This window comes from Micromonospora sp. WMMC264, from assembly GCF_027497275.1.
GTDB lineage: Bacteria > Actinomycetota > Actinomycetes > Mycobacteriales > Micromonosporaceae > Micromonospora > Micromonospora chalcea.
Map to the genome: position 1 here is coordinate 343,549 of NZ_CP114907.1, position 20,803 is coordinate 364,351.

Here is a 20,803-nt window from a genome sequence, read left to right on the forward strand (position 1 = left end):
CGCGCCGGCAAGGAGGCGCGCCACCGTACCCCTGGGGTGGGGTGATGTGGGCGTGGCGGTCCGTACCTGTCAGGATTGACGGCGGCGTGCGTGCGGCCGGCTCCCGGCCGGCGGCGGCGGGCGGAGATCGACGCCCGCGCCCCGCACCCGACAAGCCCGCGAACGCAACCGACGGAGGTAGCCCGCACCGTGGCCCAGTTCATCTACGTCCTGGACAAGGCGCGCAAGGCGCACGGCGACAAGGTCGTGCTCGACAACGTGACGCTGAACTTCCTGCCGGGTGTCAAGATCGGGGTGGTCGGTCCGAACGGCGCCGGTAAGTCCAGCCTCCTCAAAATCATGGCAGGGCTGGACCGGCCGAGCAACGGCGAGGCCCGGCTCATGCCCGGCTACTCCGTCGGCATGCTCGCGCAGGAGCCGCCGCTCAACGAGGAGAAGACGGTCCTCGGCAACGTCGAGGAGGCGGTCGCCGAGACCAAGGCCAAGCTGGAGCGGTTCAACGCCATCGCCGAGCAGATGGCCACCGACTACTCCGACGAGCTGATGGAGGAGATGGGCAAGCTCCAGGAGGAGCTGGACGCCGCCGACGCGTGGGACATCGACTCCAAGCTCGAACTCGCGATGGACGCGCTGCGCTGCCCGCCGCCGGACGCCGACGTCACCAAGCTCTCCGGTGGTGAGCGCCGCCGGGTCGCGCTGTGCAAGCTGCTGCTGGAGGCGCCGGACCTGCTGCTGCTCGACGAGCCCACCAACCACCTGGACGCGGAGAGCGTGCAGTGGCTGGAGCAGCACCTGGCCAAGTACGCCGGCACCGTCCTGGCGATCACCCACGACCGGTACTTCCTGGACAACGTGGCCAACTGGATCCTGGAGCTGGACCGCGGCCGGGCCTACCCGTACGAGGGTAACTACTCCACCTACCTGGAGAAGAAGGCCGCCCGGCTCTCCGTCGAGGGACGCCGCGACGCCAAGATGAAGAAGCGGCTGTCCGAGGAACTGGAGTGGGTCCGCTCGAACGCCAAGGCGCGGCAGACCAAGTCCAAGGCCCGCCTGGACCGCTACGACGAGATGGCCGCCGAGGCGGAGAAGACCCGGAAGCTGGACTTCGAGGAGATCCAGATCCCGCCGGGCCCGCGACTGGGCAACACGGTCATCGAGGCGCAGAACCTCACAAAGGCGTTCGGTGACCGGGTGCTGATCGACGACCTGTCGTTCTCGCTGCCCCGCAACGGCATCGTCGGCATCATCGGCCCGAACGGCGTCGGCAAGACCACGCTGTTCAAGACGATCGTCGGGCTGGAGCAGCCGACCAGCGGCTCGGTCCGGGTCGGCGAGACCGTCTCGCTGTCGTACGTCGACCAGAACCGGCAGGGCCTGGACGGCGACAAGACGGTCTGGGAGGTCGTCTCCGACGGGCTGGACCACCTCATGGTGGGCAAGGTCGAGATGCCGTCCCGCGCGTACATCGCGGCGTTCGGCTTCAAGGGGCCGGACCAGCAGAAGCCGACGAAGGTGCTCTCCGGCGGCGAGCGCAACCGGCTCAACCTGGCGCTGACGCTGAAGATCGGCGGCAACGTGATCCTGCTCGACGAGCCGACGAACGACCTGGACGTGGAGACGCTGTCCAGCCTGGAGAACGCGCTGCTGGAGTTCCCCGGCTGCGCCGTGGTCATCTCCCACGACCGGATGTTCCTGGACCGGGTCGCCACGCACATCCTGGCCTGGGAGGGCGACGACCAGAACCCGGCGAAGTGGTTCTGGTTCGAGGGCAACTTCGAGGCGTACGAGAAGAACAAGATCGACCGGCTCGGCGCCGAGGCGGCCCGGCCGCACCGGGTGACCTACCGCAAGCTCACCCGTGACTGACCGCTTCGTCTACCACTGCGCGTTGCGCTGGTCCGACCTGGACGCGTACGGCCACGTCAACAACGCCCGCTTCCTCACGCTCTACGAGGAGGCCCGGGTGGCGATGATGTTCGCCGGTGGCCGGGCGTGGGGAGTGGGCTCGTTCGCCGACGGGGTGGTCATCCGCCGGCACGAGGTCGACTACCTGCGCCCGGTCGACTACGCGCTCGGCCGGGCCAGCGCGGAGGCGGCCCCGACCGTGCGGATCGAGCTGTGGGTGGACCAGATCCGCAACGCCTCGTTCTCGGTCGCCTACGAGCTGTACGACGGCGACACGCTGGCCAGCACCGCCCGGTCGGTGCTGGTGCCGTTCGACCTCGCCGCCCAGCGGCCACGCCGGATCTCGCCGGACGAGCGCGCGTTCCTGCTCCGCTACGCGCCGGGGCTGAGCGGATGACGACCGGGCACGGGCTGACCGGGGTGGCCGACGCGGGGGCCTTCCTGGCCCGGCTGGTCCGGTTCGACCCGGCCACGGTGGTCCGCCTGCGGCCGGTGCCCGGCGCCGGGCGTACGGCGCTCTGGGCGCGGCTGCCCTGGGGGGTGCTCGTGGTCCGTACCGTGCCCGGCGCCGCCCCCGGTGACGTCACTGTGGCCGCGGGGGAGCTGCTGGCCGAACTCTCCGCCGGGGGCGCGGCGCTGCCGGTACGGCGGGACGACGGCTGGCGCTGGCAGCTCCCACCGGCTGCCAGCCGCGTGGTGGAGACGCTGCCCGGCGCGGAGTTGCGCCGGATCGCGGAGGCGGCGGCCGGGACGCTGCGCGAGGCGGCCACGCACGGGGTGGCCGGCCGCGCGGTGGGTCAGCGGGTGCTGCGGGACGCGCTGCTGGACCACGTCGCCGTGGTGGTGACGCCGGACGAGGACCCGCGCACGCCGGTGGAGGTGTCGCAGCGGCTGGTGCAGGGTCTGGTCCGGATGGGCTTCGCCGGTAGCGGCGAGGACGACGTTCAGGTGCGGGTCGCCGGCCGGTGGGTCGGGCTCGTCGGTCCGTTCGGGGCGGTGTGGTCGCGTACCGTCGCCGATCTTGCACTCAGGCCGATGCCGGGTCAGCCGAAAGTATGACCCATCATCGGCCTTCCGGTTTGGGGCGGCCGTTGGGGGGATGCCTCATGCCGCCTGTCCGGGTACCGTCCTTCCTCGGATCCAACGCACCGTAGGCGATTGGATCCGCTGGGGAGTGAGGTGCGCGAGCGATGCCGTGGTGGTCATGGCGCCCTGGTCCCGCCGCTGGCGGCGAACCGGAGACTCGAAGCGGAGTCACAGTGGATGACACCATCCGGGTGGGGCCACCTACCCCGCGCCAGCCGGGAGACGACGCGCCGGCACCCGAGCGCCCGGCCCTGGCGGACATGCCGGCCACTGTCGCCCCGGTCACCCTGAGCCGGGTCTGCGACGCGCTCGACCTGCTGGACGTGCGCTACCTGGCCGACGGCGGCGGCAACCTGCTGGCCATGTGGGAGCGGCACGCCGTGCTCGTCGCGCTGGAGGGCCCGGAGGACGAGATCCTGGTGATGCGGGCCCGCCCGCACGCCACCGTCCCGCCGGACTGGGCCGACCGGGCGTACCGGGTGGTCAACGAGTGGAACCACACCCGCCGCTTCTGCAAGGCGTACATCGGCGACCCGACCGAGCGCGGCCAGCTCCCGATCTACGCCGAACTCCAGGTCCCGCTCGGCGCCGGGGCCCACGACGCGCTGCTCGTCGAGATGCTCGACTGCGGCGCCGCGGTCGCCACCACGTTCGTCGACTGGCTGCACGACGAGGGCGCGCTGCTCTGAGAGCCGGGCGGCTCAGCCGGCCGCCGGGTCCTCCATCACGTTCACCATGAAGTAGGCGGCCCGCTCCAGGTAGTCCCAGAGCGCGCCGGCGAGCTGCGGCGGCAGGTCCAGCGCGTCCACCGCCCGGCGCATGTGCAGCAACCAGGCGTCGCGCTCCGCGGCGCCGATCCGGAACGGGGCGTGCCGCATCCGCAGCCGGGGGTGCCCGCGCTGCTCGGAGTAGGTGTGCGGCCCACCCCAGTACTGGATGAGGAAGAGGGTCAGCCGGTCCGCCGCCGGGCCCAGATCCTCCTCCGGGTACATCGGCCGCAGCAGCGGGTCCTCGGCGACGCCGGCGTAGAACTCGTCCACCAGCTTGCGGAAGGCCGGTTCACCGCCGATCGCCTCGAAGAGGGTCATCGACTCGCCTGGGGAAGTCACGCTTCCATCCTGCCAGGTGCGCCCCCGCGGTCGCGCCCGCCCGCGGGGCGGCGCGGATCACGTCACCGCGTGCCGGCGCCGGCCGTGCTCCCGGCCCCGGTCGCCCGCAGCCGGGCCACGCGCGGCGTGCGTGGGCGCGGCGGCGTCCGGGGCCGACTCGGCGCGGGCAGCCGCGATCGCCGCGTCGATGGTGCGCGGCCGAGGCCAGGCGAACGCCGCGACGAGCATCAGCAGCACGCCCGCCGCACTCCACGCGCCGACCACCGACGGGACGGAGAACCGCTCGGCGAGGGCGCCGGTGGCGAGCACCGCGGCGCCCTGGATGACCTGGGTGCCGGTGGCCATCACCCCGAACGCCCGGGCCCGGTAGCCGTCCGGCAGGGCCTGCACGAACAGCCCGTTGGCGACCGGCACCAGCCCGGCGACGGCGAAGCCGCACGCCGCGGCGAGCAACGCCACCACGGACGGGGCCGGGTCGAGGAGCGCGGGCACGAGCACCGCCGGCGCGATCACCATCAGCGGCCGCATCAGCGCCAACCGGCGCGCCGGGGCGATCAGCCGCCCGATGATCACCCCGCCGAGGACGTATCCGACCGGACCGGCGGCCATGATGACCGCCTGGGCGGTGCCGGCGTCCATCGTGCCGTCGGTGCGCTCGGCGGCCCAGCCGGCGGCCAGCCCTTCGGGGACGATCGAGAACAGCATCGCGCTGAACACCAGCATCGCGATGGCCCGCAGCACCGGCCGTTCGAAGACGATGCGGAAGCCCTGGCCGGTCTCCCGCAGCAGGTGGCTGCGGTGCTTCGCGGTCATCGTCGACGGCCGGTCGTGTACGCCGACGCGGACCAGCAGGGCCGACAGGGCGAAGGTCGCCGCGTTGACGAGCAGCGCGGCGTTCGGGTTCAGCGCGGCGATGGTCGCGCCGATCAGGTAGCCGACGACCTGGGCGGCCTGGGACGCGCTGGTGAACGCGGACAGGCCCACCACCAGCCGGTCGCCGGTGAGGATCTGCGGCATCACCGCCGAGCGCGCCGCCTGGCTCGGCGGATTCGCGAGCGTGGCCAGGAAGATCAGCGCGAGGACCGACCAGGCCGGCATGAACGGCATGGCGACGAGCACCATCAGCGCCATCCGGATCAGGTCGCAGATCACCATGACCCGGCGGTAGCGGTGCCGCTCGGCGAGCGCGGAGAGCAACGGGCCACCGAGCAGCCAGGGCAGATAGCTGACCGCGAACGCGGCGGCGGAGAGCGCGACCGATTCGGTCTCGCGCAGCACGAGCACGGTGACCGCGGCCTTGGCGAGATAGTCGCCGACCCAGGAGAGGATGTTGGCGGCGAAGAGCGCCCGGAACTCCGGCTGACCGAACACGTCGCGGAAGGTGGCCGGGCCCTCCTGGGCGGGTCGCTCGTCGGACACCGTCGCCTCCATCGTTCCTGGTCGACCACTTGTGATGGCCCGACCGGGAACCGTCGTCAGATCAACCGATCAGCGAGGACACGAGCACGCTCCCCGGTGGAGCGTGTTCACCGGATTCTGCCCGATCGTCTGACAACTGGCTAGGGTGAACGGATTGATCGTCGCATCTCCGACTGAACCGAACGGACGATACCCGAGGGGCCGCGCGGAGCGCGACCCCCGGAAAATAGTCCGGCTTGTCCGGCGACTCAGGTGGGTCCGCTGGTCCCCGTGCCCTCGGCCGTGGGCGTCGCCGGCGTCTGGGGCGGCAGCCCGGGGAAGAGCCGGGCCGCCGCGATCTGCGCCGTGATCCCGGAGTTCTCCAGCGCCTCGGCGAGGCGGCGGCGCAGCTCCCGGCCCACCGCGAACTGCCCGTCCGCGGTGGTCTTGACGACGGTACGGATCACCGTGCCGTCCACGGTGATCTGCTCGACGCCGAGGACCTCCGGCGCCTCGACGATCTTCGGCGCCAGCTCCGGGTCCAGCGCCACCGACGCCGCCGCGGTACGCAGCACCGCCGTGGCCTCCTCGGTGCCGGCGAAGCCGATCGGCAGGTCGACCACGACCAGGGCCCAACCCTGACTCTTGTTGCCGACGCGGACGATCTCCCCGTTGCGGATGTACCAGAGCACCCCGCGGCCGTCACGGACCGTGGTCACCCGCAGGCCCACCGCCTCCACCACGCCCGTCGCCTCGCCGAGGTCGACCGTGTCACCGACGCCGTACTGGTCCTCGATCAACATGAACAGGCCGGCGATCAGGTCCTTGACCAGGCTCTGCGCGCCGAAACCGAGCGCCACGCCGGCGATGCCCGCGCTGGCCAGCAGCGGGGCCAGGTCGAAGCTGAACTCCTTGAGCACCATCAGCAACGCGATGCCGAACACGAACGCGGTGACCATGCTGCGCAGCACCGACCCGATCGCCTCGGCCCGCTGCCGCCGCCGCTCCGGCACGAACTGGTCCGGGTCGAGCGTGGCGCTGGGAATCCGCTCCCGCAGCGGGCGGAGCATGGTCGGCACCGCGCCGTCGGTGGTGGTCCGCACCAGCCGGTTGATGGTCCGGTGCAGCGCCCAGCGGGCGGCCACCGCGAGCAGCAGGATCAGCGCCACCCGCAGCGGCTTGAACAGGATCCAGTAGCTGCTCTCGGCGAACCAGGCGGAGTCGGTGACCCGGTACACCCACTCGCAGGAGCTGCTGCCCTGGCAGTCCGGCCGCCGGTCGGAGACGGCGGACAGCAGGGCGGAGATCAGGTCGGAGAGATTCACAGTGCTTTCGTACCGCACCCGCGTCGCCCGTCCGGCGCGGACCCACCGCCGGCCGGGCAACCCGCCCTGCTTCCTGCTCCGTTGTACCGGGGGGCGGCAAAAACGCCCCGGCCCGCACGGGGGCCCCGCGACTGGCCGTCCAGCGCGCAGCTGGGCGGAGCAAGGGGAAAAGCGACATGACGGAGGAACTCTTAGGCGCGCGCCGATCCTGGTCCCGTCGTCAGGTGCTGACGGTGGTGGCGGCGGCCGGCGCCGCGCCGCTGGTGGCGACCGGGGCGGCGAAACTGTCTGCCGAATCGCCTGTCAAGTTCCGCAGCGACCCGTTCGAGATCCGCGATCTGCCGCAGGGGCAGCGGCCCTACTACAGCGGCGTGCGGCTGCCGCTGGTCGACACGGGCACGCACGACGAGCACGGCGTACGCATGGCGCTGCTCACCGGGAAGCTCTACGACCATCCGGTGGCCCAGGCCCAGTACGGCATCAACCTGCTGGAGAGTTACCGGGTCACCGGCGATCAGGTGTACCTCAAGCGGGCGATGGCGCAGGCGCAGCGCCTGATCGACAGGCGGGTCGTGCGGCGGGACGCCTGGTTCTACCCGTACCGGTTCCGGCACGCCATGCACCGCGGCACCGACGTCTACGAGACGCCGTGGTACTCGATGATGGCCCAGGGGCAGGCGATGAGCCTCTTCGTCCGGCTGGCGCAGATCGTCGGCGAGCGCACCCACTGGCGGCAGGCGGCCGACTCGACGTTCGCGTCCTACCTGCTCCCGCCGGTGGGCGGCCTGCCGTGGGGGGTGTACGTCAAGGACGGGCTGCTCTGGCTTGAGGAGTACGCCCACCCGACGCGGGTGCGCGGCGACCAGACCTACAACGGGCACGTCTTCTCGGCCTTCGGGCTCTGGGACTACTGGAGCCTGAGCCGCGACGCCCGGGCCCGCCAGATGCTCCAGGGCGCGATCACCACCGCCCGGGACGCCCACCACCTCGTCCGCACCCGCCAGTGGCGGAGCCGGTACTGCCTCACCCACCGCAAGGACGCGGGCATGTACCACTCGACGCACATCATCCAGCACGCCGTGCTGCACGCGATCACCGGCGACCCGACCTTCGCCGGGATCATGGACCTGTTCTACTCCGACCACCCCACCTACGGGGTGTCCGGAACGATCCGGCTCGCCCCCGGGGACCACGTCGGCTACAAGTTCGACGCGGCCGGCACGGTCCTGGACCGCAAGCGGATCTCCCTGACCAGGCCGACCGAGGCGGCCTCCACGGAACGGCACAAGGTGATGCGGCAGACCGGCATCTGGTACGACATCAGCGAGGGGAGCCTGAGCGGCTACCTGGTCCAGGAGATCCCCGGCCGGTCGTACCAGATCGGGAGAGCGGCGCCGATCGGCTACCGCATCCCGCGCTCGGCGGTGGTCGTCGCCGCGCCCGGCAGGGCGTACTCCCTGGACGACGCCGGGAAGGTGACGGCGGTGACCGCCGGCCTCGCCGTCGGTGACACCGTGACAGTGGATCTGCGCGCCGCCATCGACGGCGTCCAGCACTACCGCCTGGCCGCCGGCCCGCACGAGGGCCAGTGGGTCCGGCTGGGCACCCTGCGTAGCGTCGGCACGGCGTAGCGCGAGCGCGCCGGACCGCCCCGGTGCGGGTGATCCGGTGGGCCGCTTGCAGATTCGTGCGTGCAATCGAGGGCGCGATCAGGGACTATTGGCGCAACGGACGTCGGTGATCCGGCCGGCGTCGGAATTCGTTCCGCGCTGTTCGCGGGCGGTTCCGGCGCGCAGACGGCGGGAGCGGCTGGACCGGGAGGGTGAGCGCGATGCCTGACATACGACCCACGGCGGGCTCCGGTGCGCTCGTTCTCAACGCCACCTACGAACCCCTGTGCGTCGTGTCGGTGCGTCGTGCCGCGATCCTCGTGCTCTCCGCCAAGGCGATCTGCGTCGCCGACGGTGAGGGCATCCTGCACAGCGCGCGCAACGCGTTACCGGTGCCCTCAGTGGTACGCCTGACCCGCTACGTCCGGGTGCCCTACCGCACCCACGTCGGGCTGTCCCGGCGGGCCGTGTTCGCCCGCGACGGGTGGCGGTGCGCGTACTGCCGGGGGCCGGCGGAGACCATCGACCACGTGTTCCCGCGCAGCCGGGGTGGCCGGCACGCCTGGGAGAACGTGGTCGCCGCGTGCGCGCGGTGCAACCACACCAAAGGCGACAAGACGCCGGCCGAGCTGGGCTGGCGGCTGCACCACCTGCCGGCCGCCCCGAAAGGGGCGGCCTGGCGGGTTCTCGGGCACCGCGCGCCCGACCCGCGCTGGGCGGACTGGCTCGACCTGCGCGAGCCCGAGTCCGAGGCGGCCTGACCGGAGCGCTCAGCGCGCCTTGACCAGCGAGGCGTAGACGACCAGGTTGTCCGCGTACCCGGTCTCGCCGCCCACCCAGCGCCCACCGCAGGTGATCAGCCGCAGGTTGGGCCGGCTGAAGTCGCCGTAGACGTCCTCCACCGGCAGCTTCTCCTTGCCGTACCGCTCGATCGAGGTCACCTCGAACACCGCCACCGAGCGGTCCTCGCGGGTCACCTCGATCCGGTCGCCGTCGTCGAGGTTCTTCAGCCCGTGGAAGACGGCCGGCCCGGTGGTGGTGTCGACGTGCCCGACGAGCACCGCCGGGCCGTACTGGCCGGGGGTGGGGCCCTGGTCGTACCAGCCGACCTCGCCGGCCCGGTCCACGTCCGGCACGTCGATGCTGCCGTCCGGCGCGATTCCGACGCGGTGCACCGGCGCGCGCAGGTCGAGCTTGCCGATGCTCAGGTCGGTCGGCGGGCTGGCCGGCAGCACCGGGAACTTCTTCGGCGGCGGGCGCAGGCCGGCGACGATCCGGTCCGGCAGCACGCTGACCCCGGTCACCCGTTCCAGCCCGAGCATGGCCACGATCAGCGCCATCACGCTCGCCACCACGAGCACCGGGACACCCGGGTTGCGGCTCGGGGCGTACCGGCGGGTGGTGGCCGGTGCGGCGCGGGCCGGGACCGGCCGCGGGTCGGCGGTGGTGACGCTGGCCGTGAAGGCGTGCCCGGCGACATGGGCGAACCGGCGCGCGGCCCGGGACGTCAGCCGCAGCGCGGCCCGGAGCCGTTTCGCGCGCTCCGGCGGCCGGCGGCCGGCGGCGCGACGGCGGGTGCGGTCCGCCGCCGGGCCGGCGCGGTCCCGGCGGCGCGATTTGCGGGCCATGTCGGCGCCTCGTCAGACGCGGTTACCGGTCTTGCGGCGGGCGCTCACACCGGCCACCACTGCCACCGCCACCAGCCCGCCGACCAGCAGCAGCGAGCCGGTGCCCCGGCCGCCCGCGGCGCCCCCACCGCCGGTCGCCGGTCCCTTGCTCGGCTGCGCCATGTTCAGCACGGTGAGCATGGTCGAGGCGGTGTTGCCGTTGGAGCAGTCCAGGTTCACCGGGTAGTCGCCGGGCGCCTTGTTGCCGGGCACGGTGACCGAGCCGGTGAGGAAGCCGTTGTCGGGTCGCAGCGTCACCCGCCCGAAGGCGTCCGAGGTGACCTGGGCCTGACGGTTGTTGCTGTTGTCGCAGCCGGCCCGCAGGCTCACCCGGGAACCGGCCTGGACGCTGTTCGGCGTCACCTCGATGAACACGCTCTCGCCGGCCCGCGCCGGTGGCGCGGTGGCCAGGACGAACGTCGCGACCAGGCCGAACAGGCCGAGTACGGACGACAGCACGCGGTGTGACAGGAGCCCTCGCATGGTTCCCCCCTCCCGGCGCGACGGTGCGCCGGACCCACTGACGGGCAGCGGCGGCTGCTTTCCCGGGGGGCGGGGGAAGCTAACGAGGCGCCTTCACCACGGGATGCCAGGCCAGCGGCGTGGAGAGCACCATCGTGCTGGACGGCTGGCCGTACGGGGCGAGCCGGTCGATGACCTCCTCGAACTCGCCCATGTTGGTGGCGGCGACCTTGAGCATGCTGCAGGCGTCCCCGGTGATCCGGTGGATCTCCATGATCTCCGGCCAGCCGGCCACCTCGGGGTCGTTGAGGATGCAGCGCGCGCCGTAGCAGGACATCCGGATCAGGGCGAGCACCGTGCGTCCGGCCCGGGTGAGGTCGACGTGGGCGTGGTAGCCGGTGATCACGCCGGACTCCTCCAGCCGCCGCACCCGTTCGGCCACCGCGGGCGGGGACAGGTGGACCCGGCGGGACAACTCGCTGTACGAGAGCCGGGCGTCGGCCTGGAGCTCACGCAGCAACGCCCAGTCCATGTCGTCCACGCGGGGACCTTCCTTCCGTAAAGGGAGCGACGCGAGATGGTTTCGGTTCGCGAGGTGAGACCACCATACCGCCGTTGAACAGGCATTCCATTCGGCCGCCCACCAGCGGGATCATGACGTCTACCCCGCGCACGGACGGAGAACGACTGTGGAACAGACGACGGCGGTGCGCCCGGTAACCCCCCAGGAACGGGCGGCTCGGGCGGCACGCAACGGCGGCGAGCCGACGCTGGAATTCGCCGAGCGCGTGCCGTACGACGCCTACGTACGGGCCAGCACCCTGCACCGGCTCCAGGAGCCGCTCAGCGACGACCCGGGCGAGATGTCCTTCCTGATGGTCAGCCAGATCATGGAGCTGTACTTCGGGCTGACCTGCCACGAGCTGCGGCACGCCAAGCGTGAGCTGCGCGAGGACCGGATCTGGGAGGCGCTGGCCCCGCTGCGCCGGGCCGCCCTGCACCTGGAGGGCCTCAACGCGGCCTGGCACGGCCTGCGCTGGATGAGCCCGGCCGACTTCAACCGCTTCCGCGACCGGCTCGGCGAGGGCTCCGGCTTCCAGTCCGCGATGTACCGGCAGCTTGAGTTCCTGCTCGGCCTGCGCGACCGGGCGCTGATCCGCCCGTTCCGCCGGCAGACCGACGTGTACGACGAGCTGACCGCCGCGCTGGCCACGCCGAGCCTCTGGGACGAGGTGGTGGCGCTGCTGGCCCGCAAGGGCTTCGACGTGCCGGCCGAGCTGCTGTCCCGGGACGTCAACACCGAGCACGAGGCGCACCCGGCGATCGAGGCGGCCTGGGTCCGGATCTACGGCGACAGCGGCCCGGACAACCACCTGCGCCTGCTCGGCGACGCGCTGACCGAGATCGCCGAGGAGTTCGGCGACTGGCGCTGGAACCACGTCAAGGCCGTGCAGCGCACCATGGGCGCCAAGGTCGGCAGCGGCGGTTCCGCCGGACTGGCATGGTTGCAGCGCAGCATGGCCCGGGTGGTCTTCCCGGAGCTGTGGTCGGCCCGCACCGCGATGTGACGAGAGAGAACAGCATGCACACCCCCGAGAACGAAGCCCTCCGCCGCGACGCCGACGACCCCGGTCACCGGCACCTGTTCCACATCCCGCCGGCTGACGGCGGTCGCTACCCGGACACCGCGTACCTGGCCGGCAACTCGCTCGGCCTGCAGCCCCGCGCCACCCGAGACGAGCTCCTCGCCGACCTCGACGCCTGGCAGCGCCTGGGCGTGGAGGGGCACCTGGAGTCGGAGCGGCCCTGGCTGCCGTACCACGAGCTGCTGACCGCGCCGGCCGCCCGCCTGGTCGGCGCGCTGCCCGCGGAGACGGTGGTGATGAACTCCCTCACCGTCAACCTGCACCTGCTGATGGTGAGCTTCTACCGGCCGGCCGGCGAGCGCACCCGCATCGTGATCGAGGACAGCGCGTTCCCGTCGGACAGCTACGCGGTGCGCAGCCAGGCCCGCTTCCACGGCCTCGACCCGGACACCACCGTCGTACGCCTCAAGCCGCGCCCCGGCTCCGACACACTCGGCACGCAGGACGTGCTGGACTTCCTGGCCCGCGAGGGCCACACGGTGGCGCTGCTGATGCTCGGCGGCGTGAACTACCTGACCGGCGAGCTGATGGACATCCCCGCCATCACGGCCGCCGGGCGGGCCGCGGGCGCGGTCGTCGGCTGGGACCTGGCGCACGCCGCCGGCAACGTGCCGCTGGCGCTGCACGACTGGGACGTCGACTTCGCGGCCTGGTGCTCCTACAAGTACCTCAACTCCGGCCCGGGCGCGCTGGGCGGCGTCTTCGTCCACGAACGGCACCTCGGCGACCCGTCGATCCAGCGCTTCGAGGGCTGGTGGAGCACCGAGGCGGCCACCCGGTTCGAGATGACCCCGGTGTCCCGGCCGCCGGCCACCGTCGAGGCGTGGCAGATCTCCAACCCGCCGATCTTCGCGATGGGCCCGGTGCGTACCTCGCTGGAGCTGTTCGACTCCGTCGGCATGCCGGCGCTGCGCGAGCGCAGCCTGCGGCTCACCGCCTTCCTGGAGCAGCTGCTCGACGAGGTCACGCCGGGCCGCCCGCTGAGCGTGGTCACCCCGCGCGACCCGGCCCGGCGCGGCTGCCAGCTCTCGGTGCGGATCGGGGTGGGCAGCGCGAACGAGCTGACCAAGCGGCTGCGGCACGAGCACGGCGTCGTCGCCGACGCCCGGGAGCCGGACATCGTCCGGTTCGCCCCGGTGCCGCTCTACTCGACGTACCACGACTGCTGGCGGGTCGCCGAGGCGCTGGCGGCAACTGTTGAGAAGGAGGGCTCATGACCGAGCGCGACGAGATCGCTGTCGTCGGCGCCGGGCTGGCCGGCTGCCTGCTGGCCTGCTACCTGGCCCGGCGCGGCTACCCGGTGGCCCTCTACGAGCGGCGGCCCGACCCGCGTACCGGCACCGTCGAGCGGGGCCGCTCGATCAACCTGGCGCTGTCCGAGCGCGGCCTGGACGCGCTGCGCCGCATCGGCCTGGAGGACGAGGTGATGGCGGACGCGCTGCCGATGCGCGGCCGCATGATCCACCCGGTCGAGGGTGAGCCGGAGTTCCAGTCCTACAGCGGCACCGGCGACCGGGCGATCAACTCGATCAGCCGGGGCGCGCTGAACAACGCGCTGCTGGACGCCGCCGCCGCGCTGCCGAACGTGCGCGTCGCGTTCGACCACCGGCTGGTCGGCCTCGACCCGCTCGGCGGCGAGATGACGTTCGAGACCCCGCAGGGCAAGGTCACCGCCACCGCCTCGGTCATCCTCGGCGCCGACGGCGCCGGCTCCGCGGTGCGCGGGCAACTGCTCGCGTACGGGGGCCTGACCGAGAGCCTCGACTTCCTCGACTACGGCTACAAGGAGCTGACCATCCCGCCGCTGGGCGGGGAGTTCGCGCTCGACCCGGGCGCGCTGCACATCTGGCCGCGCGGCACCTCGATGATGATCGCGCTGCCGAACCCGGACCGCTCCTTCACCTGCACGCTGTTCTGGCCGACCCACGGCACGCGCAGCTTCGCGTCGCTGAGCAGCCCGGCCGCGATCGAGCGGTTCTTCGCCACCCACTACCCGGACCTGGTCCCGCTGGCCCCGAACCTGGTCGACGACTACCAGCACAACCCGATCGGCCTGCTCGGCACGGTGCGCTGCACGCCGTGGCAGGTGGCCGGGAAGGTCGGCCTGATCGGCGACGCCGCGCACGCCATCGTGCCGTTCTACGGCCAGGGCGCGAACTGCGCGTTCGAGGACGTGGTCGAGCTGGACCGCTGCCTCGACGAGTGCGACGACGAGTGGGCCGCCGCGCTGCCGCTGTTCCAGCACCGCCGCCAGGACAACGCGGAGGCGATCGCCCGGATGGCGCTGGCGAACTTCGTGGAGATGCGGGACAAGGTCGCCTCGCCGGTGTTCCGGACCCGCAAGCAGGTCGAGCACGCGCTGGAGCGCGCGCTGCCCGGCCGCTACGTCTCCCAGTACGAGCTGGTCTCGTTCTCGACCACCCCGTACGCGCAGGTGCGCCGCCGGGTGCGCGCGCAGTACGCGGTCGTCGGCGCGGTGGCGGCCGGCGCGGTGGCGCTGCTCGCCGGTGGGGTCCGCGCGGCGCTGGGGCGGCGGCGATGACGCTCTGGGATCCCCGGCTGATGGCCGGGCACGCGCCGGACGGCCCCGGCCTGCTGCGCAACTTCGTCGGCGGCGCGTTCGTCGACGCCGGCTCCCGGTTCACCAAGCGCAGCCCGGTCACCGGCGAGCCGGTGTTCGAGGTGGTCGAGGCGTCGCAGTCCACGGTGGACGACGCGGTGGCCGCGGCCCGGGCGGCGCTGCGCGGCCCGTGGGGCCGGATGGGGGAGCGGGAACGCGCCGAGGTGCTGCGCCGGGTCGCCGACGAGCTGGAGCGGCGCTTCGACGACCTGGTTGCCGCCGAGGTGGCGGACACCGGCAAGGCCATCTCGCAGGCCCGGACGCTCGACATCCCGCGCGGCGCGGCCAACTTCCGCGCGTTCGCCGAGATCGTCGCGACCGCGCCCACCGAGTCGTTCACCACTGTCACCCCGACCGGTGGCCGGGCGCTGAACTACGCGGTCCGCAAGCCGGTCGGCGTGGTCGCGGTGATCGTGCCGTGGAACCTGCCGCTGCTGCTGCTCACCTGGAAGGTCGCCCCGGCCCTGGCCTGCGGCAACGCCGTGGTGGTCAAACCCAGCGAGGAGACCCCGGCCTCCGCCACGCTGCTGGCCGAGGTGATGGCCGCGGCGGGCGTGCCCGACGGCGTGTTCAACCTGGTGCACGGCTTCGGCCCGGGCTCGGCCGGCGAGCACCTGACCCGCCACCCGGGCGTGGACGCGATCACGTTCACCGGCGAGTCGGCGACCGGCAGCGCGATCATGCGCGCCGCCGCCGACGGGGTGAAGGCGGTCAGCTTCGAGCTGGGCGGCAAGAACGCCGGCCTGGTGTTCGCCGACGCCGACCTGGACGCGGCGGTGGCCGGCTCGGTGCGGTCCAGTTTCACAAACGGCGGCCAGGTGTGCCTGTGTACCGAGCGCATCTACGTGCAGCGGCCGGTGTTCGAGGAGTTCACCGCGCGGCTGGCCAAGCGTGCCGACGAGCTGGCGTACGGCTGGCCGGACGACGAGGCGACGGCGAACATGCCGCTGATCTCGCACGGGCACCGGGACAAGGTGCTCGGCCACTACGCGCTGGCGCGCACCGAGGGCGCCGAGGTCCGCGCGGGCGGCGGCACGCCGCGCTTCGGCGACGGCCGCGACGGCGGGGCGTACGTGCAGCCGACGGTGCTCACCGGCCTCGGCGCGGACGCCCGCACCAACCAGGAGGAGATCTTCGGCCCGGTGGTGCACGTCGCGCCGTTCGACGACGAGGACGAGGCGTTCGCGCTGGCCAACGGTACCGACTACGGCCTGGCCGCGACGGTGTGGACGCGGGACGTGGGCCGGGCGCACCGGGCCGGCGCCCGGCTCGACGCCGGCATCGTCTGGGTGAACACCTGGTTCCTGCGCGACCTGCGCACCCCGTTCGGCGGGGTGAAGGCGTCGGGTGTCGGCCGCGAGGGCGGCGTGCACTCGCTCGACTTCTATTCGGAACTGACAAACGTCTGTGTGGACCTGTCATGAGCGCGCGTGGTGGGCAGAATGGCCGGAATCCCCAGCGACGTAAGCGAGGAACCGCCATGACCGTGGACATCGAGGCCGCCAACCGGGAACTCGCGGTGGCCCGGCAGGAGGGCAAACCCTGCCCGCCGCTGCGCGGCCGGCTGCTGCCCGAGGGCGACGTCGAGGCCGCGTACCAGGTGCAGCAGGTCTACACCCGGCAACGGCTGGGCAAGGGGCACCGCCGCGTCGGCGCGAAGATCGGCCTGACGTCGCGGACCGTGCAGGAGAGCTTCGGCGTCTTCCAGCCCGACTTCGGGGTGCTCTTCGACGACATGGCCGTCGGCGACGGCGTCGAGGTGCCGATCGACCGGCTGCTCCAGCCGCGGGTGGAGGCGGAGATCGCCTTCGTGCTCGGCGCGGACCTGCCGGACGAGCGGGTCACCACTGTCGACCTGATCCGGGCGGTGGACCACGTGCTGCCGGCCATCGAGATCGTCGACTCGCGGGTCGCCGACTGGGACATCTCCATCGTGGACACGGTGGCGGACAACGCTTCCAGCGGGCTGTTCGTGCTCGGCACCGCGCCCCGGCGGCTCGCCGACGTGGACCTGCGGTTGTGCGGCATGGTGCTGGAGCACGCCGGTGAGCCGGTCTCGGTCGGCGCGGGCGCGGCCTGCCTCGGCAACCCGCTGCACGCGTTGCAGTGGCTGGCCGCGACCATGGCCCGGGCGGGCGACCCGCTCAAGGCCGGTGACGTGGTGCTCTCCGGCGCGCTCGGCCCGATGGTGCCGGTCACGCCCGGCGCCGCGTACGAGGCGCGCATCTCCGGGCTCGGCTCGGTGCGTACCTGTTTCTCGCGGGAGGGAAGCTCATGAGCGGCGTCGGAGTGGCGGTGCTCGGGTCGGGCAACATCGGCACCGACCTGATGATCAAGGTGCTGCGGCTCAGTGAGAGCCTGCGCATGGTGGCGATGGCCGGCATCGACCCGGCCTCGGACGGTCTGGCCCGGGCCCGCCGGCTCGGCGTGACCACCACCGCCGAGGGCGTCGACGGCCTGGTCGCGCTGCCCGAGTTCGCCGACGTCCAGCTCGTCTTCGACGCCACCTCGGCCGGCGCGCACAAGCGGCACGACGAGGTGCTGCGGGCACACGGGCGCACGGTCGTCGACCTGACCCCGGCCGCGATCGGCCCGTACGTGGTGCCGCCGGTGAACCTCGACGAGCACCTGGCCGAGCCCAACGTCAACATGGTGACCTGCGGCGGGCAGGCGACGGTGCCGATCGTGCACGCGGTCGGCCGGGTCACCCCGGTCGCGTACGGCGAGATCGTCGCCTCGATCGCCTCGAAGTCGGCCGGTCCGGGCACCCGGGCCAACATCGACGAGTTCACCGAGACCACCGCCCGGGCGATCGAGGTGGTCGGCGGCGCCGAGCGCGGCAAGGCCATCATCGTGCTGAACCCGGCCGACCCGCCGCTGCTGATGCGCGACACGGTCTACTGCCTGTGCCCGGACGCCGACGCCGACCGGGTGAAGATCGCCGCCTCGGTGGCCGACATGGTCAAGGCCGTGCAGGAGTACGTGCCCGGCTACCGGCTCAAGCAGGACGTGCAGTTCGACGCCGTCGACACGTACGCGCCGGTGCTCGGCCGGCACTTCACCGGCCTGCAGGTGTCGGTGTTCCTGGAGGTCTCCGGCGCCGGGCACTACCTGCCCGCGTACGCCGGGAACCTCGACATCATGACGTCGGCCGCGCTGCGCACCGCGGAGCGGCTGGTGGCGCTGCGTTCCCCGGAGGGGGCACCCCGATGACCGACCTGTACATCCAGGACGTGACGCTGCGCGACGGCATGCACGCCATCGGGCACCGCTACACGGTCGACCAGGTGCGTACCATCGCCGCCGCACTCGACGCGGCCGGTGTGGCCGCTGTCGAGGTGGCGCACGGCGACGGCCTGGCCGGCTCCAGCGTCAACTACGGGCACGGCGCCGCCGCCGACGCGGACTGGATCGCCGCCGCCGCCGAGGTGCTGACCACCGCGCGGCTGACCACGCTGCTGCTGCCGGGCATCGGCACCATCGCCGACCTGAAGGCGGCGAAGGCGCTCGGCGTGACCAGCGTCCGGATCGCCACGCACTGCACCGAGGCGGACATCTCCGCCCAGCACATCGCCTGGGCCCGCGAGAACGACATGGACGTCTCCGGGTTCCTGATGATGTCGCACCTCAACGACCCGGCCGGGCTGGCCGCGCAGGCCAAGCTGATGGAGTCGTACGGCGCGCACTGCGTCTACGTCACCGACTCCGGCGGGCGGCTGCTGATGTCCGACGTGGCGCAGCGCGTCGACGCGTACCGGCAGGTGCTGGAGCCGGAGACGCAGATCGGCATCCACGCGCACCACAACCTGTCCCTGGGCGTGGCGAACAGCGTGCTGGCGGTCGAGCACGGCCGGATCCTCGGCGACGGCCCGCTCGGTTCGCCGTCCGGGCGGACCGTCCGGGTGGACGCCTCGCTGGCCGGCATGGGCGCGGGCGCGGGCAACGCGCCGCTGGAGGTCTTCGTCGCGGTCGCCGAGCTGCACGGCTGGAAGCACGGCTGTGACGTGTTCGCGCTGATGGACGCCGCCGACGACCTCGTCCGCCCGTTGCAGGACCGGCCGGTCCAGGTGGACCGGGAGACGCTCTCCCTGGGGTACGCGGGCGTCTACTCCAGCTTCCTGCGGCACGCCGAGCGTGCCTCGGCCAAGTACGGCGTGGACGTCCGCTCGATCCTGGTCGAGCTGGGCCGTCGCCGGATGGTCGGCGGCCAGGAGGACATGATCGTGGACGTGGCACTGGACCTGGCGAGCAAGGAGACCTCATGATCGGGCCGGACATCGCCGGCATCGCGGAGAAGCTGGGCGCGGCGGCCGACACCGCCACCGCGATCCCGCAGCTCGCCGCCGAGACCGGCCTCGACGTCGACGCCGCGTACGCGGTGCAGACCGCGCTGGTGAAGCGCCGCCTCGACCGGGGCGAGCGGCTGGTCGGCCTGAAGATGGGCCTCACCAGCAAGGCGAAGATGGCGCAGGTCGGCGTGGACGAGGTGATCTGGGGCCGGCTGACCGACGTGATGCGGGTGCCCGACGGCGGCGCCGTCGACGTCGGTGACTTCATCCACCCGCGCGTCGAGCCGGAGGTGGCGTTCCTGCTGGACCGGCTGCCCGACCCGGGCGAACCGGTCGGCTCGTTCACCCGGGCGGTACGCGCTGTCGCCCCGGCGATCGAGCTGATCGACTCCCGGTACGCGAACTTCACCTTCTCCCTGCCGGACGTGGTCGCCGACAACACCTCGGCCGCCGCGTTCGTGGTCGGGCCGTGGTCGCCGGTGCCGGACGGGCTGGACAACCTCGGCGTGCTGCTGGAGATCGACGGGCGGGTGGCGCAGGTCGGCTCGACCGCGGCCATCCTCGGCGACCCGCGCCGCGCGCTGGACGAGGGCCTGCGGCTGGCCGGCCGGCACGGCGTCCGGCTGCGCAAGGGCTGGGTGTTCCTGGCCGGCGCGGCCACCGCCGCGGTGCCGCTGCGCCCCGGGGCGCACGTCCGCGCCACAGTGGAGAAGCTGGGTTCCGCCTCCCTGAAGGCTCTCCCATGACCGCCCGCGTGGTGGCCGGGAAGGCCGTGCCGCGGGGCGCGTTCCCGCACGTCAAGGTGGCCGGCGGATTCGTCTACGTGTCCGGTACGTCGTCGCGCCGACCGGACAACACGTTCGCCGGGGTGTCGGTGGACGAGCTCGGCACCACCGACCTGGACATCCGGGAGCAGACCCGGGCCGTGATCGAGAACATCCGGGACCTGCTGCGCTCGGTCGGTGCCGACCTCGGCGACCTGGTGCAGGTCACCAGCTACCTGGTCAACATGAACGACTTCGGTGGCTACAACCAGGTGTGGGCCGAGTTCTTCGACGCCACCGGCCCGACCCGGACCACTGTGGCCGTGCACCAGCTTCCGCACCCGCATCTGCTGATCGAGATGCAGGCCGTCGCCCTTCTTCCGTCGGGAGGTTCCCATGAGTGAGATCGCCGAGCCGTTCAGCTTCTCCGGCTGGATCGGCGACAACCAGCACCTGCTCAAGCCCCCGGTGGGCAACAAGGAGATGCTGCCCGGCAGCGACGACTTCATCGTCATGGTGGTGGGCGGCCCGAACCAGCGCACGGACTTCCACGTCGACCCGTACGAGGAGTTCTTCTACCAGGTCAAGGGCAACATGCACGTCAACCTGATGCTGCCCGAGGGGCCGCGTACGGTGCACGTGCGCGAGGGCCAGATGTGGATGCTGCCGCGCAACACCCCGCACTCGCCGCAGCGTCCCGAGGCCGGCTCGATCGGCATGGTGATCGAGCGGGTCCGCGAGGAGGGCACGCTGGAGAAGTTCCAGTGGTACTGCGCCGAGTGCCACCACAAGGTGCACGAGGTGGAGTTGCAGGTCCGCGACATCGCCGCCGACCTGCCCCCGGTCTTCGCCGCGTTCTACGCCGACGAGAAGGCCCGCACCTGCGACAACTGCGGCGCGCTGCACCCGGGCAAGGGCTGAC

General features: G+C 72.4%; 22 protein-coding genes. 16 read left to right on the plus strand and 6 right to left on the minus strand.

What is annotated here, in order from left to right:
- Positions 1-189: 189 nt before the first annotated feature.
- The 4 genes from ettA (at position 190) to O7542_RS01625 (ending at position 3,680) form a co-directional block, all read left to right on the plus strand.
- Positions 190-1,866, plus strand: coding sequence for an energy-dependent translational throttle protein EttA (gene ettA / locus O7542_RS01610; RefSeq protein ID WP_043328893.1), 1,677 nt, complete (start codon positions 190-192; stop codon positions 1,864-1,866).
- Positions 1,859-2,302, plus strand: coding sequence for a thioesterase family protein (locus tag O7542_RS01615; protein WP_043328894.1), 444 nt, complete (start codon positions 1,859-1,861; stop codon positions 2,300-2,302). Before ettA ends, O7542_RS01615 begins: the two co-directional genes overlap by 8 nt.
- Positions 2,299-2,964, plus strand: coding sequence for a hypothetical protein (locus O7542_RS01620; protein WP_043328896.1), 666 nt, complete (start codon positions 2,299-2,301; stop codon positions 2,962-2,964). Before O7542_RS01615 ends, O7542_RS01620 begins: the two co-directional genes overlap by 4 nt.
- A gap of 131 nt (positions 2,965-3,095) precedes the next feature.
- Complete coding sequence (locus tag O7542_RS01625; protein ID WP_043328898.1) at positions 3,096-3,680, plus strand: YbjN domain-containing protein; 585 nt, start codon at positions 3,096-3,098, stop codon at positions 3,678-3,680.
- A 12-nt stretch (positions 3,681-3,692) separates the two neighbouring features.
- Here the strand turns inward: O7542_RS01625 and O7542_RS01630 are convergent, their stop codons facing one another.
- From O7542_RS01630 to O7542_RS01640, 3 genes are all read right to left on the minus strand, one after another.
- Complete coding sequence (locus tag O7542_RS01630) at positions 3,693-4,079, minus strand: globin (protein WP_051611386.1); 387 nt, start codon at positions 4,077-4,079, stop codon at positions 3,693-3,695.
- A gap of 78 nt (positions 4,080-4,157) precedes the next feature.
- Positions 4,158-5,531: an MFS transporter gene (locus tag O7542_RS01635; protein ID WP_043328901.1), complete on the minus strand. Its 1,374-nt coding sequence runs from the start codon at positions 5,529-5,531 to the stop codon at positions 4,158-4,160.
- 236 nt (positions 5,532-5,767) lie between these two features.
- Positions 5,768-6,823, minus strand: coding sequence for a mechanosensitive ion channel family protein (locus O7542_RS01640; RefSeq protein ID WP_231915658.1), 1,056 nt, complete (start codon positions 6,821-6,823; stop codon positions 5,768-5,770).
- A gap of 176 nt (positions 6,824-6,999) precedes the next feature.
- On the opposite strand from O7542_RS01640, the gene O7542_RS01645 reads away from it, so the two are divergent.
- Both O7542_RS01645 and O7542_RS01650 read left to right on the plus strand, forming a co-directional pair.
- Positions 7,000-8,454: a D-glucuronyl C5-epimerase family protein gene (locus O7542_RS01645; RefSeq protein ID WP_281605592.1), complete on the plus strand. Its 1,455-nt coding sequence runs from the start codon at positions 7,000-7,002 to the stop codon at positions 8,452-8,454.
- A 200-nt stretch (positions 8,455-8,654) separates the two neighbouring features.
- On the plus strand, positions 8,655-9,194 hold the full coding sequence (locus tag O7542_RS01650; RefSeq protein ID WP_030502198.1) for an HNH endonuclease: 540 nt from the start codon (positions 8,655-8,657) through the stop codon (positions 9,192-9,194).
- A 9-nt stretch (positions 9,195-9,203) separates the two neighbouring features.
- Here O7542_RS01650 and O7542_RS01655 read toward each other — a convergent pair whose 3' ends face one another.
- From O7542_RS01655 to O7542_RS01665, 3 genes are all read right to left on the minus strand, one after another.
- Complete coding sequence (locus tag O7542_RS01655) at positions 9,204-10,061, minus strand: class F sortase (protein WP_043328904.1); 858 nt, start codon at positions 10,059-10,061, stop codon at positions 9,204-9,206.
- Between the two features lie 12 nt (positions 10,062-10,073).
- On the minus strand, positions 10,074-10,583 hold the full coding sequence (locus O7542_RS01660) for a hypothetical protein (RefSeq protein WP_043328906.1): 510 nt from the start codon (positions 10,581-10,583) through the stop codon (positions 10,074-10,076).
- Between the two features lie 79 nt (positions 10,584-10,662).
- A complete protein-coding gene (locus O7542_RS01665; RefSeq protein ID WP_030502195.1) occupies positions 10,663-11,103 on the minus strand; it encodes an Lrp/AsnC family transcriptional regulator in 441 nt (146 codons plus the stop codon).
- Positions 11,104-11,251: 148 nt separating this feature from the next.
- Here O7542_RS01665 and O7542_RS01670 point away from each other — a divergent pair, with 148 nt between their 5' ends.
- The 10 genes from O7542_RS01670 to O7542_RS01715 are packed head-to-tail and all read left to right on the plus strand — an operon-like array spanning position 11,252 to position 20,802.
- Positions 11,252-12,130, plus strand: a complete 879-nt coding sequence (locus O7542_RS01670) for a tryptophan 2,3-dioxygenase family protein (RefSeq protein WP_043328908.1) — start codon at positions 11,252-11,254, stop codon at positions 12,128-12,130.
- A 14-nt stretch (positions 12,131-12,144) separates the two neighbouring features.
- On the plus strand, positions 12,145-13,425 hold the full coding sequence (gene kynU / locus O7542_RS01675; RefSeq protein WP_043328909.1) for a kynureninase: 1,281 nt from the start codon (positions 12,145-12,147) through the stop codon (positions 13,423-13,425).
- The gene (locus O7542_RS01680) at positions 13,422-14,750 is read left to right on the plus strand and encodes an NAD(P)/FAD-dependent oxidoreductase (RefSeq protein ID WP_043328911.1); all 1,329 of its coding nucleotides are present in this window, start codon (positions 13,422-13,424) and stop codon (positions 14,748-14,750) included. Before kynU ends, O7542_RS01680 begins: the two co-directional genes overlap by 4 nt.
- Positions 14,751-14,770: 20 nt before the next feature.
- Positions 14,771-16,252, plus strand: coding sequence for a 2-hydroxymuconic semialdehyde dehydrogenase (locus O7542_RS01685; protein ID WP_281606522.1), 1,482 nt, complete (start codon positions 14,771-14,773; stop codon positions 16,250-16,252).
- A 56-nt stretch (positions 16,253-16,308) separates the two neighbouring features.
- Positions 16,309-17,106: a fumarylacetoacetate hydrolase family protein gene (locus O7542_RS01690; protein WP_069087296.1), complete on the plus strand. Its 798-nt coding sequence runs from the start codon at positions 16,309-16,311 to the stop codon at positions 17,104-17,106.
- Positions 17,103-18,041, plus strand: coding sequence for an acetaldehyde dehydrogenase (acetylating) (locus O7542_RS01695; RefSeq protein WP_281605593.1), 939 nt, complete (start codon positions 17,103-17,105; stop codon positions 18,039-18,041). Before O7542_RS01690 ends, O7542_RS01695 begins: the two co-directional genes overlap by 4 nt.
- Complete coding sequence (dmpG, locus tag O7542_RS01700; RefSeq protein ID WP_166457057.1) at positions 18,038-19,093, plus strand: 4-hydroxy-2-oxovalerate aldolase; 1,056 nt, start codon at positions 18,038-18,040, stop codon at positions 19,091-19,093. The genes O7542_RS01695 and dmpG overlap by 4 nt, the downstream gene beginning before the upstream one ends.
- Complete coding sequence (locus O7542_RS01705) at positions 19,090-19,863, plus strand: 4-oxalocrotonate decarboxylase (RefSeq protein ID WP_209962952.1); 774 nt, start codon at positions 19,090-19,092, stop codon at positions 19,861-19,863. The genes dmpG and O7542_RS01705 overlap by 4 nt, the downstream gene beginning before the upstream one ends.
- Entirely contained in the window at positions 19,860-20,285 is a 426-nt protein-coding gene (locus tag O7542_RS01710; protein ID WP_069087300.1) for a RidA family protein, read from the plus strand. Before O7542_RS01705 ends, O7542_RS01710 begins: the two co-directional genes overlap by 4 nt.
- Positions 20,278-20,802, plus strand: coding sequence for a 3-hydroxyanthranilate 3,4-dioxygenase (locus tag O7542_RS01715; protein WP_030502185.1), 525 nt, complete (start codon positions 20,278-20,280; stop codon positions 20,800-20,802). Before O7542_RS01710 ends, O7542_RS01715 begins: the two co-directional genes overlap by 8 nt.
- Position 20,803: the final 1 nt, after the last annotated feature.

What these genes read in the sequence shown, in the direction of transcription:
- O7542_RS01620 (WP_043328896.1), top strand. Translation starts at nt 2,299, where the DNA reads ATGACGACCGGGCACGGGCTGACCGGGGTGGCCGACGCGGGGGCCTTC.
- O7542_RS01625 (WP_043328898.1), top strand. Translation starts at nt 3,096, where the DNA reads ATGCCGTGGTGGTCATGGCGCCCTGGTCCCGCCGCTGGCGGCGAACCG.
- O7542_RS01630 (WP_051611386.1), bottom strand. Translation starts at nt 4,079, where the DNA reads ATGACCCTCTTCGAGGCGATCGGCGGTGAACCGGCCTTCCGCAAGCTG.
- O7542_RS01635 (WP_043328901.1), bottom strand. Translation starts at nt 5,531, where the DNA reads ATGGAGGCGACGGTGTCCGACGAGCGACCCGCCCAGGAGGGCCCGGCC.
- O7542_RS01645 (WP_281605592.1), top strand. Translation starts at nt 7,000, where the DNA reads ATGACGGAGGAACTCTTAGGCGCGCGCCGATCCTGGTCCCGTCGTCAG.
- O7542_RS01650 (WP_030502198.1), top strand. Translation starts at nt 8,655, where the DNA reads ATGCCTGACATACGACCCACGGCGGGCTCCGGTGCGCTCGTTCTCAAC.
- O7542_RS01655 (WP_043328904.1), bottom strand. Translation starts at nt 10,061, where the DNA reads ATGGCCCGCAAATCGCGCCGCCGGGACCGCGCCGGCCCGGCGGCGGAC.
- O7542_RS01660 (WP_043328906.1), bottom strand. Translation starts at nt 10,583, where the DNA reads ATGCGAGGGCTCCTGTCACACCGCGTGCTGTCGTCCGTACTCGGCCTG.
- kynU (WP_043328909.1), top strand. Translation starts at nt 12,145, where the DNA reads ATGCACACCCCCGAGAACGAAGCCCTCCGCCGCGACGCCGACGACCCC.
- O7542_RS01680 (WP_043328911.1), top strand. Translation starts at nt 13,422, where the DNA reads ATGACCGAGCGCGACGAGATCGCTGTCGTCGGCGCCGGGCTGGCCGGC.
- O7542_RS01685 (WP_281606522.1), top strand. Translation starts at nt 14,771, where the DNA reads ATGGCCGGGCACGCGCCGGACGGCCCCGGCCTGCTGCGCAACTTCGTC.
- O7542_RS01690 (WP_069087296.1), top strand. Translation starts at nt 16,309, where the DNA reads ATGACCGTGGACATCGAGGCCGCCAACCGGGAACTCGCGGTGGCCCGG.
- O7542_RS01695 (WP_281605593.1), top strand. Translation starts at nt 17,103, where the DNA reads ATGAGCGGCGTCGGAGTGGCGGTGCTCGGGTCGGGCAACATCGGCACC.
- dmpG (WP_166457057.1), top strand. Translation starts at nt 18,038, where the DNA reads ATGACCGACCTGTACATCCAGGACGTGACGCTGCGCGACGGCATGCAC.
- O7542_RS01705 (WP_209962952.1), top strand. Translation starts at nt 19,090, where the DNA reads ATGATCGGGCCGGACATCGCCGGCATCGCGGAGAAGCTGGGCGCGGCG.
- O7542_RS01710 (WP_069087300.1), top strand. Translation starts at nt 19,860, where the DNA reads ATGACCGCCCGCGTGGTGGCCGGGAAGGCCGTGCCGCGGGGCGCGTTC.
- O7542_RS01715 (WP_030502185.1), top strand. Translation starts at nt 20,278, where the DNA reads ATGAGTGAGATCGCCGAGCCGTTCAGCTTCTCCGGCTGGATCGGCGAC.